Source organism: Streptomyces cyaneofuscatus, assembly GCF_033109485.1.
Lineage (GTDB): Bacteria > Actinomycetota > Actinomycetes > Streptomycetales > Streptomycetaceae > Streptomyces > Streptomyces cyaneofuscatus.
Window position 1 is genome coordinate 116,811 of the sequence record NZ_CP137002.1, and the last position, 12,762, is coordinate 129,572.

Genomic DNA, 12,762 nt, shown 5'->3' on the forward strand with positions numbered 1-12,762 from the left:
GGAGCACCTATGTCACTTCCCGAGATGGCTACCTCATTCGATCTCGACGCGCTGGACCTCGGTGAGATCACCGTCACCGCGATGCGCGACACGGCGGGGATCGGCGAGTCCACGTACTCGCTGTCGTCCTCCTCCTCGACCTCGTGTCAGGGCTGCAGCGGTTGCAGCGTGCAGCCGCCGCTCCAGCTCGACACCGCGTGACACAGGAACTGTGAGGGCTTCCGCGGCACCGCCCGGCCCCGTTCGGCGGCGCGGTGCCGCGGAGGCCCGCTCGCATGCGAACCGGCGCGTCCCAACCGCCCGCCGGGCCCTGTCCACCGCCCATCCGACTGGAACGATGTGAAACCGCCCGTACCGGAACTCCTGATGCCCGTGACGCCCCTGGTCCCAGCGCATGACGGAACGCATGACGGGCACCCGGTCCCGCTCCCCCGGGTCGCCCCAGGCGCGCTGGTCCGTACAACCCTGCTGGGCCTGCCCGCCGAGCCCGCACCCGCCGCTGCCTTCCGGGCCGTGCTGGCCGAACTGGTGGTGCTGGAAGGCCGGCTCACGGCCCTGGCCCCCGCGCTCGGTGACGCCCTGTACGCGAGCCGGGCGGGCCATACGGAGGACTTCCACCGCGAGGTGGTGCTCCCGCTCCGGCGTGCGGTGCACAACGGGCGCGAGCCTCGGCCCGCCCTTCTCCGCCGTCTGGACGGCCTGGCCAGCCGGGTGCCCGAACTGCGCGCCTGGCTCGACGCACGCGGGCGCAGGGAGGACGTGCTCGCGGTCCTCCGGGCCGGTACGGACCCCGCCCTCGCCGCCGGCCGGTCGGTGCTCGCCGGGTTGTGCCGGGAGCCCTCGTTCCTCCGTGCCGCGTCGTTCACCAGCGCCGACCTGCTGCGGGCGGTGTTGCGGGCCGGGCACGGGCCGACGGACCGCAGGGCGCGGAAGGAGGAGGCCGGGGTGGCGCGGCACGCGGTGCGGGCGGTCGCCCGCACGACCCCGCTGTCCGCGTTCACGGCGGTCGGCTGGGGGGTGCTGCCGACCCCGTCGGCCGTGGACCGGGGTGACTTCTCCTGGAACGGGGCGGATCTGCCGGTCGGTTCGTCCCGCGCCGTGGTCCACGCCAACCGGACGCTGGTGGACACCCTGTTCGCGGCGCTGGCGGCGGACCCGCGCCGCCGCTCGACCCTGCCGCACCGCATGTGCAGCAGCCTGCGTGACTCCGGCGGGCGGGCCGCCTTCGCCCGCTCCCGTACGGCCTTCACCGCCTCGCGCTTCCTCGCGGTGGAGGACGACGAAGTCACCCTCGGTGCGGCGGAACCGCTTCGGCGGCTCGCCGCGCTGTGCGACCCCCCGGCGACGCTCGACACGCTGGCCGGGATGCTCGCGAGGGGAGGCTCCGCCGAACCGGACCCGGACCAGGTAGCCGCCGCCCCGGACCAGGTCGCCGCAGCACCGGACCAGGTCGCCGCCGCGACCGCCTTCCTCCGCCAGGTCTGCGACGCGGGGCTGCTCGTCCCGGTGGAGCCCTACGCCCCCCAGGACCCCGCCCCCCTCCCCCGGCTGGCCGGCTGGTTACGGAGCACCGGCGCACCGCATGACCGCGAACTGGCCCTCCGCATCGACGATCTCTCCGCCGCGACCGGTGAGTTCGGCACGGCGGAACCCGGCCGCCGCGCCGCCCTGCTCGCCACCCTCCGGGACCGCTGGGTGACGCTCCTCGCCGACCTGGGCCAGCCGGTGGGCCCCGACTCCACCCGTCTCACCGTCCTCAGCGAGGACGTCGTCATGCGGCAGCCGATCCGGCTGGACGGCTTCCTCGGCGCCGCCGACCACCGGGCACTGGGTGAACTGGCCTCCCTGTCCGAGGTGTTCGACCTCGGTCCGGCGGTACGCCGACAGGTACGGGACAGTTTCGTCGCCCGGTACGGGTCCGGCGGCGTCTGCCCGCACGTGTGGGACTTCGGCGCCGACGCCGACGAGGCCTGGCAGCGGGCCTCACGGGCCGCCGACGGGGGCGCTCCCGGCACGGACGGCGACGGGTCCACCGCCGCCGACGGCATCCGCCGACTCGCCGCGCTCCGGGCCGAGCTGGTGGAGGCCGTGCACCGGGCACACGCCGACAGCGGCGGCCCCGACGACGTCGTCCTGCCCGCCGGCCTGGTGGCTGGGCTCGGCTCCCGGATGCCGTCGTGGGCGACCCGGCGCCCGGTCTCGTACACCGGGTTCGTCCAGCGGGCGAGCAAGGGGGTGCTGTGCGTGAACCATGTGTACGGGGGGTGGGGGCGGTTCAGCAGCAGGTTCCTGGACTCCCTGGACCCCGGGGCCGCGCGGGTGGCGGCCACCGCCGTGTCCGACACGCTCGGCCCCGGTGCCGTGGTGGCTCAGGTGCGCCCGGTCAGCGGCTTCAACGCCAACCTGCATCCCCGGTTCGTCCCGGAGGAGATCGGACCGGACCGCTCGTACGCCTCCCTCGGCATGGACGACGTCGAACTCGTCCATGACCTGCACGGTGACGAGGTACGCGTCCGGGTCAAGGCCACCGGCGCGTGGGCCGATGTGCTCTACGCGGGGGTCTTCGCGCCGCTCCTGCTGCAGCCGAGGCTCGCACCTCTGCTGATGGACCATCCGCACGGCATCACCGATTTCGGCGCCCTGGTCCCCCGTCACCTCACCGCCGTACCGGGCGGAGACCTCGTACGCACCCCACGCCTGCGCCACCGACACCTCGTGCTGCGCCGGCGCCGGTGGGAGCTGGCGGGTCCCACGGTGACGGTGCTGCTCGCGGAGCTCGCGGCGGAGGGTGAGGTGCCGGTCGGGACGGTGGCGCGGTGGCGAGCTCTGCTCGGCGTCCCCGATCAGCTCTATCTGCATGCCGCGCCTCCGGCCCGGGGCGGGCGGGTGGACGAGGACCTCCTGAGCGCGCTCGACCGTCCCCGACCGCAGTACGTCGATCTCGGGGACGCGCTGCATCTGCGCTGCCTGGGCAAGTGGCTGGCCCGCCACCCCGGTGGGGCGGTCCTGGAGGAGGCGCTGCCCGCACCGGCCCGGGGCGAGGCGCACGCGGCGGTGGAGCTGGTGGTGGAGACCTACCGTGCCGGGCTCGGTGTGGGCGATGCCCGTGATGCCCAAGCCCATGCGACTGCCGGGTGGGCGAACCGAAGGGACGACCGATGACCGTCGATCAGGCGGGGCCGGACATGGCGACCTATCAGGAGGGTGAGCCGGACGCGCTGGATTCCCTGGGGCGGTGGACGTTACGCCCGGGGGTCTCGGTGACCGTCCTCCCCCACGGCGTACATCTGCGGGGCTGGATCACCAGCGTCACGCTGGAGGGCGGCGCCGGGCTGCCGGTGCTGTGGGGCCGTCTGGCCGAGGCGCTCGCGGGCGACGGGGGCGCGGAGCTGGTGCAGGCGGCCGTGGCGGGTTCGCCGCTGCGGGCCGCCCTGGTCACGGTGATCGGCCAGTTGCACGACCACGGTCTCCTGGTCGAGCGCCCGGCCGGGGAGAAGGGCGACGCGGCCGGTGAGAACGGCGATGCGGCCGGTCAGTGGCTCGGGGCGGTCGCCGACCGGCCCGAGGAAGCCGTGGCCGCCCTCATCCGCAGCCGGGTGCGGGTCCTTGCCGCGCGTCCGGACGGTCCGCTCGTCCGCGCCGCCGCACGGGCGCTGGACCGAGCCGGAGTCCGGGCGGCGACCGCAGAAGCGGCGGACCTGCCGGACGGGCAAGTCCTGCTCGTCGCCGCCGGGCCGGGCGAGCCCTCGCCCTTCGCGGCGGAACAGGACGCGGAGGAGAGGTCGGTGGTCGTCGGCCTGCGCCCGGGGGTCGGATTCGTCACCCCCGTGGGCAGCGCCAGGCAGGCACGGGCCGATGCCGACGGGCTGGCGGACAGGTTGCGCCGACGGGAGGCCCTTGGCGGGGCCGAGCATCCCGGTCTGCCCGCGCTCCTGGCCTCCTCGGCGGCGCAGCGGCTGGTGTGCGCGGTGGCCGGGCTCCGCGACCCGTCGGCCGAGGCGGGCGACGCGCGGCTGATCCCGGGGCTGCCGGCGGCACTGGTCGCGGAGCGGGAGCCGTTGCGGGGCGAGTACCGCACCTGGGTTGGCTCCGTGCTCGTGGACGCCGGCCGGGTCCGCCCGCGTGCTGACGTACGTACGCTGGCCGAGGCCCTGGCCCGTATTCCGGTGCTCACCGACCGCCTGGCCGGTGTCCTGGACGAGCCGGACCCCGGGGCGCTGCCCCAGCTCCCGGCGGCGTTGGTCCGCTCCTCGGTGGGGGGCGAGATCCTGGTGTCCGGTTCCGCCCGGGCGGACCTGGCCCGGCTGGAAGCGGTCTGCCGAGCGGCCGAACTCCTTCTGGGGAAGGGCGAATCGGGCCTGGAGGGGGAAGGGGGCCCGGTGGTCGGAGCGGGCGCCGTGCACGCGCGCGGGCGTGCGCTGCGGCGGGCGGGGGCGGTACAGCAGCAGGGCGCACGCTCCGGTGACACCGCAGGTCCGTTCGGTGGGGCCGCGCCCGTGCCCTGGAGCCCGGAGCCCGGACGCCATCCGCAGGCGCTGCACTGGTGGTCCGTCCTGGTCCGGCGGCTCGGGGTCGACGCGGACGTGGCGGTGTCGCGCCTCGATGCGGGCGGCGGCGGGGCCGTATTCCACGCAGAGGTCCAGGTCCAGGTCCAGGGACGTGCGGCAACGGGCGGCGTGCTCGGCACGGCCGTCGAGGCGTCGGCGGACGACGCCGTCGCCTTCGCCGCGCTCTCCGCCGTGGTCGAGGTCCAGGCGGCCGCCGACGCCCCGCAGGCCCGGCATCTGGTGACACCCAGCGGCGCGGTCGCCTCGCTCGCCCGGCCGGAGGCGACGGCCCCCTGGGAGGACGCGGGGTGGACGACGGCCTGGCTGGCGGAGTCGGCCGCCCGGGAACCGGAACTCCAGGAGGCCCTGGCCGCACTGACCGGGTGGTTCCCGCAGCCGTGGGAGCCGCCGGCCGACGCGCACGCCGACGTACGCGCGCTGTGGTCGGCGTTGCGTCAGTGCGGCTTCTCCGTGCTCTCCGCCCGGCCCGGTCACCGTACGCACCCCACCCTCACGGAAGGATCCCGGTGACCGCCGCAGACCCGCTCCGGCACGCCCTGGCCCAGGAGTTGCCCGCCACCACCGTGCTCGACGCTGCGGGCGCCCTGCGGCTCACCGAGGGCAGCGCCGTCGTCGTCCTGGACGCCTGGACCCTGGGGACGGCGGAGGAGCTGTCCCGGCACGGGCTGGCCCATCCGGTGACGCTCGTCCCCGTCCGGGGCGACGGGGCGCTGACGGTGGTGGGGCCGGTCCTGCGGCCCGGCGCACGGGGGTGTCTGGCGTGCGGCGAGTACCGGCGGCTGGCCACGATCGGCGGCCGGGTGCCGTGGCACAGCCCCAGCCTGCGGCTGGAGGGCCGCCCCTCCCCCGCGTTCACCGACGCGGTCGGTGTTCTGGCCGCCTCACTTCTGGACAGTGACGGGGCGGTCGTCCATGTCGTCCACAACGGCCGGGGCACCTGGTCGACGCACCGCTTCGAGCCCATCGGCGGGTGCGCGGTCTGCCTGCCACTGCCGCCCGACGGTGCCGAGGTCGCCGAGGCGGCCTTCGGCCCGGCCGCCCGCCGCGCCCCGAGACCGCCCGCCGACCCGGTGTCGCTGCGCGAGCCCAACTCCCGTACGGACGTGGCGGGTCTGCGGGAGGTGCTGTTCGACGAGCGGTTCGGCCCGGTCCACCAGATCCTGCGCACCGAGGAGTCCGTACACAGCCTGACCAGCGCGTATGTGACGTACGGCCGTCATATGCGAGACGGCGGCTACGGGCGGAGCAGCGACTTCGCGAGCAGTGAGCGCATCGCCCTGTTCGAGGGGGCGGAACGCCTGGCGTCGATGAGCCCCACCGGTCACCGGACCGTCCTGCGCGCCCCGTACGCCGAACTCGGCCCCGAACGGGCGGTGGACCCGGTGCGGCTGGGACTACCCGACCCCGCCCACCACGGTCACCCCGCATCGGCGACCGTGCCGTACACGCCGGACCTGGAACTGGACTGGGTGCACGGCTGGTCCCTGACCCGTGACCGGACGACGGCGGTGCCCGAGCACGTCGCCTACTGGGACGCGAGCCCGGGCCGGCCCCGGGTGGTGTACGAGTGCTCCAACGGGTGCGGGCTGGGCAACAGCCCGGCGGAGGCGGCGTTGTACGGGCTGTTCGAGGTCGCCGAGCGGGACGCGTTCCTGATGGCGTGGTACGCGCGCACCCCGCTGCGCCGGATCACCGTGCCGGCCGAGGACGCGGAGGTGGCGCACCTCGTGGACCGGGCGGCGCTCGCCGGCTACCGGGTGGCGCTGTTCGACGCGACGAACGACTTCCAGGTCCCTGCCGTCATCGCGGTCGCCCTGCACCGGGGCGAGCCGGCGACGGCGCCGGGGGCGTTCGTCGCCGCCGGGAGCCATCACCATCCGCTGGCCACGATCCGCTCCGCGCTCGCCGAGGTGGTGACCAATGTGATCAACGCCGTCCACCGGCACCGGGCCGAACCGGAGACGTTCGACCGGCGACGGCTGCTCCCGATGCTGGAGCGGCCCGAGCTGGTCACGACGCTCGCGGACCATGTGGCCGTCAACACCCTTCCGGAGGCCCGCCCCCGGCTGGACTTCCTGGACCCGGACGGCCCGGAGACGGACTGGCGGGACATCTGGCCCGGCGCGTCGGCACCACTTCCCGTACCGGATGTCACCGCCCTGCTGGAGCAGACCGTGACCCGGCTGGCCGGTCTCGGCCTGGAGGTCGTCGCCGTACCGCTGAGCGAGTCCGTGGTACGCGACCGGCTCGGGCTGCACACGGCGAAGATCGTGGTCCCGGGCTCGCTGCCGATGACGTTCGGTCATGTCAACCGGCGCACGCTCGGGCTCGACCGGCTGCTGGACGTGCCGCTCCGGCTGGGGCGCGTACCGCGCAGGGCCCGGCATGACGAACTGGCCCTGCATCCGCACCCGTTCCCGTGAGGAACTCCGCCTCCCCGCTGCCCGACCGACCGAACACCGGAACAGGAAGCCACCCCGTGACGACCGGATCCCCGGACACCTGGCTCAGCCTCCACTGCTTCCTGCGCTCCGCTCCCGAGGACGTCGACGCTTTCCTCACCGAGGACGTGGCCCCGCTCCTCGACGGGCTCGGGGCCGGCGACTGGTTCTTCATCCGCTACGACGAGGGCGGCCACCATCTGCGCCTCCGGGTGCGCGGGGCGCCGTCGGCTCGGGCCGCGTCCCTGCCGGAGGCTCTCGCGCGCCTGGCCGAGCGGGTGCCCGTCGCCGAGTCCGTACGTGGGCAGGACGTACGAGGGCAGGACGTGCGCGGGCACGACGCAAGCGGGCAGGCGGAGCACGCCGAGGTCCGCGTGGAGCCGTACGTTCCCGAAACCGCGCGCTACGGAGGGTCCGCGGCCCTGCCGGTGGCGGAAGAGGTGTTCATCCTGTCGAGCCGGGTGGCCGTGCGGGCCGTCCGGGACACTCCGCGCGGCAGTGCCCGGCTCGCCCTCGCCATCGATCTCGCGCATGCCACCGCTCTCGCCTGCGGCATGGACCGGCTGTCGGCGGCGCAGTGGCTACGGCGCCACGCCGCGAGCTGGCGGTGGGCGGAGGACGTGCCCTTGCTCGGCCCCCGGCACGTCCACGCGAAGGTCAACAGCGTCTACGCCCTGCAACGCGAGGTTCTCACGGGCCGGGCGCGGGACCTGCGGCGGGCGTTGGAGGAGGGCACGGCCCCCGGCGCGCCGGCCGACTGGTACGACGGTGTCCGCAAGGCCGACCGGGCGCTGCGCTCCGCCTCCCCGTCGGTGGGCCGCCCGTATGTCTGGGCGTCCCAGCTGCACATGCTCTTCAACCGGTTGGGCCTGGCGCCCGACGAGGAGCGGGCGGTCTGCCGGCTGGCCGCGCGCACGCTGCTGGACCGGGGGGAGCCGGCCTCGTACTTCCCGGACGACCACACCGCGCCCGACCGGCAGTACCTGGAGCGGAGCAAGTTCCACCTCGGGCGGGAGCAGGACTCGGCGCCACGTGACGTACGGGCCACCCGGACCGTCCGGGCCGTCCGGGCCGCCCCGGCCGAAGCGCCCGGCTCCTCGCGCGGCACCGAACTCCCGCTCCCCGCAGGCCCGTTCCCGGACACGGGTCTGCGGACGGTGATGAACAGCCGTGTCTCCCGGCGGGGTTCGCTCACCGGACCTCTGGACGCGGCCTCGCTCGGCACGCTGCTGTGGGGCGCGCACGCGTCCGGGCACGAGTCGGTGCACCGGTTCGCCGACGGTGGTGAACGGCTCATGCGCCACCGGCCGTATCCGAGCGCGGGCGCCCTCTACACCGCCGGGCTCCGGCTGATCGCGCTGGACGTCCACGGGCTGGCACCGGGCACCTACCAGTGCCTTCCGGACCGCCGGGCGCTGCGGTACATCGGCCCGGCGCCCGCCCTGGACGACATCAGGTCGTTGTCCTCGTACCTCTCGCGCGCCGACGACGACCCCGACGGCATCGTGCCGGACGCGCTGCCGGTTGTGCTCGGCCTCTACGTCGACCTGGGCCGGCTCCGGGAGCGCTACGGTCTCCGTGCTCTGCGCCTGGGCCTCCTGGAGGCGGGCCACCTGGCGCAGTCGCTCCTGCTCACCGCCACCGCGCTACGGCTGGGCACCACACCGCTCGGCGGGTTCCGGGACGACCTGGCCCACGAGATCTTCGGCCTCGACGACCTGGACCAGCCGCTCCAGTACGTCCTGCCGGTCGGCCGCCACCCGGAGATGCCCGTGCCGTAGAGCCCCGGGCCGCTCAGGCGAACGCGCCGAGGGCGACCTTCGCCGCTCCGGCGATCAGGGCGTCGTCGGTCTCGGCGTCCTTGGTGTCGCGGCGGGAGAGGACGGCGATCGCGATCGGGGCGGCGCGCGGCGGCCAGACGATGGCGATGTCGTTGCGGGTGCCGTAGGCGGCGGTGCCGGTCTTGTCGCCGACCACCCAGCCGCGCGGCGTGCCCGCGCGGATGGTGTGGTCGCCGGTGGTGTTGCGCTTGAGCCAGTCGGCGAGCACGGCCTGCTTCTCGGCCGGGAGCGCGGAGCCGAGGACGTACGCACGCAGGTCCGTGGCCAGGGCGCGGGGTGTGCTGGTGTCACGGGGGTCGCCCGGCGCGGTGTCGTTGAGGGCGACCTCGTAGCGGTCGCAGCGGGTGACGCGGTCGCCGATTCCGCGCAGGGCGTCCTGGAGGCCCCGGGGACCGCCCAGTTCGCGGAAGAGGAGGTTGGCGGCGGCGTTGTCGCTGTAGCGGATGGTGGCGTCGCACAGTTCCCCCAGGGTCATGCCGGTGGCGACATGCTTCTCGGTGATGGGCGAGTGGGGGACGATCTCCTCCTGGCCGTAGCGCACGAGGCGCTCCATCTGCGGCAGGGTCTTCCTGGCCAGGAGGGCACCGGCGATCAGGGCTTTGCAGGTGGAGGCGTAGGCGAACCGCTCGTCGGGGCGGTGGGTGACGGTCCGTCCGTCGCCGGTGTCGATCGCGTATACGCCCAGCCGGGCGTCGAACTTCCGCTCCAGCTCGGCGAAGGCGCGGTCGGTACGAGGCAGGGTCGAGGCGGACGGGGAGGGTCCGGAGCCGGAGCGGCTCGCCCCGCTCCTTCCGCCGGCGGCGGTATTCGCTCCGGCCGAGGAACAACCGGTGAGCGGGAGCAGGGCGGCGCCGGCCAGTGCGGCGAGCGCGGAGCGGCGGGAGGCAGGGGCGGGCGTACGGGAGGGCACAGCGGTGGACCTCTCTCTCGACGGTGTTCGTTCGTGGAGCGCGGGCTTGTCGCCCGGTCGCGGCCGTGCTGCTGCGCGAGGCGCGGGCCGCGTCGTCGGCCTCAGCGGAGTCAAACCCGCGGCCGGTCCGTATGTCGAATACGCTCTCGGCATCGGAGTGATTCATCCGCCGTATCACCGCATGCCAGGGAGAGGGAGTGCTGACGGAGTGCTGACGGAACGGCACCTGGAAATCTTCGTCGCGCTGGCGGAGGAGGAGCATTTCGGTGCCGCCGCCGGGCGGGTCGGGATCACCCAGCCGCCTCTCTCCCAGGGGCTGCGCCGGCTGGAGGCGTTGCTCGGTGTCCGGCTGTTCGAGCGGGAGCGCGGGGTGTTCCTCACCGAGGAGGGCGCCCTGCTGCTGCCGCACGCGCGGCGGGCTCTGGCCGCCCTGGCGGAGCTCCGGGAGACCGGTGCCCGTGAACACGCGGGCGGCCGCCGGCTGCGGCTGGGGCTGGCCCCCGAGGTACCGGCGCCGCTGGCGGCCGATGTGGCGGCGGCCCCGGTCCGGGCGGGCGACCGGGCGCGCATCAGCACGGTGACGGCTCCCACCGCGACCCTGCTCTCCGATGTCGCGTCGGGCCGCCTGGACCTCGCCGTGGTCCGGCACCCCTCCGTCCTGCACGGCCTCGCCGCCGGGCAGGTGATCCTGCTGCCGACCTGGATCCTCGCCCCGGCCCGCCCGGCGGAGTCCGGTGATGCGTCTGCGGGTCCGTCGCCACGACGGCTGCCCGTCGCGGTACGCCCCCGGGGCGAGGCGCCCGCCGCCCACGATCTGTTCGTCGACACGCTGGCGAGCCGGGGCCGCCGGGTGGAGACGGTGGTGGTCACCGACGAGCGGGCCGGGCTGGCGCTGGTGGCGGCGGGGCAAGCCGTCCTGGTCACGGCGGACGAAGCACTGACGGCTTCCCAGGTCGAGCGGCGGCCGGCGGTCGACCCGCCGCTCCCCCTGCGACTGCGGGTGGTTTGGAACCCCCGGCGTTCCGGTTCCGGTTCTGGTTCCGGTGATCCGGCCGGGACGGCCCAACTGCTGGAGGACGTCCTCGCCCGTAAGGCGGCACGGTGACCGGCCCCCGGCGCGGCGGCGGGGTGGAGCGGACCATCCGCTCCCTCTTCGACGACGCCGGCGTCCGGGGCTGGCTGCATGTGGCGGACCTGCACCGCCCCTCGGCCCGCGTGGTCGTCGACCCGGACGAGCAGGTGCCGATGGGCTCCGTCTACAAGGTGGCGCTCATGGCGGCCTTCTGCCGGCTGGCCGACGCGAGGCTGGTCGACCCACTCCACCGGCTCACGCTGGAGGCAGCGGACCGGGTCCCCGGCCCCACGGGCCTGTCCATCCTGCGCGACCCGGTCACGATGTCGCTGCGCGACCTGGTGGTGCAGATGATGAGCGTCTCCGACAACACGGCGGCCCACGCCGTGCTGCGTACGGTCGGCGCCGAGGCCGTCGACGGAATGTGCGCCGAACTCGGTCTGCCGCACACCCGGATCCACGGAGGGGTCGTCGGTACGTTCGACCGGCTGCTCGCCGATACGGGCGCCGGGTCGCTCGACGCGGCCATGGCCCATGTCGAGGACAACGACACCGTCGTACCGCCGGACGTGTACGACCCCGCGTACAAGGCGTCCTCCACCCCGGCCGAGACCGCCCGGCTGCTCCGGGCCATCTGGACGGACGAGGCCGCGTCGCCCGAGAGCTGCTCCTTCATGCGCGCGGCGATGCTCACCCAGCCGTGGACGCACCGCCTGGCCTCCGGATTCCCGTACGACGACATGACCGTCCACGGCAAGACCGGCACGTTCGGCTCGATGCGCCACGAGGCGGGGGTGGTGGAGCTCGCGGACGGCAGCGTCTACACGGCCGTGGTCTTCACCCAGGCCGCCCGTGCCGACCGGAAGCTGCCGCGCGCGGACGCCGTGATCGGCGCGGCGGCCAGGGCCGCGGTGGAGGATCTCCGCGCGGGCCAGGGTGTCTGACCGGGTACCGGGGTGCCGGGCGGCATCCTGGGCGCAGGACATCCGCGAGATGGAGGAAGCACCTGTGGCTCTGACCCGTGAAGAGCGTGAACAGTTCCTGGCCGAACCGCATGTCGCCGCGCTGGCCGTGGACGCGGCGGACGAGGGGCGCGCCCCGCTCACCGTGCCCATCTGGTACCAGTACGCGCCCGGCGGCGACCTCTGGATCATGACGGGGCGCGACTCCCGCAAGGGCCGGCTGATCGCCGGGGCGGGCCGGTTCTCCCTGATGGTGGACCGGGTCGAACCGACCGTCCGCTATGTGTCCGTGGAAGGCCCCGTCGTCGCGACGCTCCCCGCCACCCGTGAGCAGCTGGTGGAGATCTCGTCCCGCTATCTGCCCGCGGAGAAGGTCGACGGCTATGTCGACTTCGCCTGGAGGGAACACGGCGACCAGGTGGTCATCCACATGCGGCCCCAGCGCTGGCTGAGTTCGGACCTCGGCGGTTTCTGAGCCGCCGGCGGGACCGGTGACGCGGACAGGGCCCGCCCCCGAGGGGGGCGGGCCCTGTCAATGGTCGGACGATCAGCGGCGGCCCTGCAGGTACTGGGCGTAGAAGTAGCCGTGCTCCGCCGCGATGTGCTCCCGGCTCTCCGTGGCGTGGGTGATGCCGTACGGGCCACCGAGGTTGGTGTACTCGGCGGTGCCGCGGTGTCCTTCGACGGCCCCGTACTCGGCACCGGCCTTTCCGCCCTCCCACTCGTCGGCGACGGCGGGCGTGGCCGCCATGAGGCCGGCCGCGGCGACGGTCGCAAGAGTGACGGCGATACGACGAAGCATGGGTGCTCCTTCTCAGCAACTGCGTAACGGATGGTGCGGAGCCCAAACCATTACGCAGGAGGATCGCGGCGACCGGGCGGACACGCACATGCCAGGGGCAATACACCTGGACGGCCGCACGCCGCCCTCCCGGGCACCGAGCGGACCTCCTCGCCACACAAAGAAT

Annotated in this window: 10 protein-coding genes; 8 read left to right on the plus strand and 2 right to left on the minus strand. The window is 74.6% G+C overall.

Going from position 1 to position 12,762, the window contains the following annotated elements; translation table 11 throughout:
• The first annotated feature begins 24 nt into the window (after positions 1-24).
• The 5 genes from R2B67_RS00515 to R2B67_RS00535 all read left to right on the plus strand — a co-directional run bounded on the left by R2B67_RS00515 (position 25) and on the right by R2B67_RS00535 (position 8,790).
• Entirely contained in the window at positions 25-201 is a 177-nt protein-coding gene (locus R2B67_RS00515; RefSeq protein ID WP_225994999.1) for a thiazolylpeptide-type bacteriocin, read from the plus strand.
• A gap of 165 nt (positions 202-366) precedes the next feature.
• Positions 367-3,162 carry a lantibiotic dehydratase family protein gene (locus tag R2B67_RS00520; RefSeq protein WP_317815839.1) on the plus strand — a complete coding sequence of 932 codons (2,796 nt, stop codon included), beginning with the start codon at positions 367-369 and terminating at the stop codon, positions 3,160-3,162.
• Complete coding sequence (locus R2B67_RS00525) at positions 3,159-5,078, plus strand: hypothetical protein (protein ID WP_317815840.1); 1,920 nt, start codon at positions 3,159-3,161, stop codon at positions 5,076-5,078. Before R2B67_RS00520 ends, R2B67_RS00525 begins: the two co-directional genes overlap by 4 nt.
• Positions 5,075-6,991, plus strand: coding sequence for a TOMM precursor leader peptide-binding protein (locus tag R2B67_RS00530; protein ID WP_317815841.1), 1,917 nt, complete (start codon positions 5,075-5,077; stop codon positions 6,989-6,991). Before R2B67_RS00525 ends, R2B67_RS00530 begins: the two co-directional genes overlap by 4 nt.
• A 56-nt stretch (positions 6,992-7,047) precedes the next feature.
• The gene (locus R2B67_RS00535) at positions 7,048-8,790 is read left to right on the plus strand and encodes a thiopeptide-type bacteriocin biosynthesis protein (RefSeq protein WP_317815842.1); all 1,743 of its coding nucleotides are present in this window, start codon (positions 7,048-7,050) and stop codon (positions 8,788-8,790) included.
• Between the two features lie 13 nt (positions 8,791-8,803).
• Here R2B67_RS00535 and bla read toward each other — a convergent pair whose 3' ends face one another.
• On the minus strand, positions 8,804-9,760 hold the full coding sequence (bla, locus tag R2B67_RS00540; protein WP_317815843.1) for a class A beta-lactamase: 957 nt from the start codon (positions 9,758-9,760) through the stop codon (positions 8,804-8,806).
• Between the two features lie 208 nt (positions 9,761-9,968).
• Between bla and R2B67_RS00545 the strand changes: the two genes are divergently transcribed.
• The 3 genes from R2B67_RS00545 to R2B67_RS00555 all read left to right on the plus strand — a co-directional run bounded on the left by R2B67_RS00545 (position 9,969) and on the right by R2B67_RS00555 (position 12,269).
• Positions 9,969-10,865 (plus strand): LysR family transcriptional regulator, encoded by an 897-nt coding sequence (locus R2B67_RS00545; protein ID WP_317815844.1) that lies wholly within the window; start codon positions 9,969-9,971, stop codon positions 10,863-10,865.
• Entirely contained in the window at positions 10,862-11,776 is a 915-nt protein-coding gene (locus R2B67_RS00550; RefSeq protein WP_317815845.1) for a serine hydrolase, read from the plus strand. The genes R2B67_RS00545 and R2B67_RS00550 overlap by 4 nt, the downstream gene beginning before the upstream one ends.
• A 64-nt stretch (positions 11,777-11,840) precedes the next feature.
• Positions 11,841-12,269: a pyridoxamine 5'-phosphate oxidase family protein gene (locus R2B67_RS00555; RefSeq protein WP_030565289.1), complete on the plus strand. Its 429-nt coding sequence runs from the start codon at positions 11,841-11,843 to the stop codon at positions 12,267-12,269.
• A gap of 72 nt (positions 12,270-12,341) precedes the next feature.
• Here the strand turns inward: R2B67_RS00555 and R2B67_RS00560 are convergent, their stop codons facing one another.
• Positions 12,342-12,596, minus strand: coding sequence for a hypothetical protein (locus tag R2B67_RS00560; RefSeq protein ID WP_018512755.1), 255 nt, complete (start codon positions 12,594-12,596; stop codon positions 12,342-12,344).
• Between the last annotated feature and the right edge of the window lie 166 nt (positions 12,597-12,762).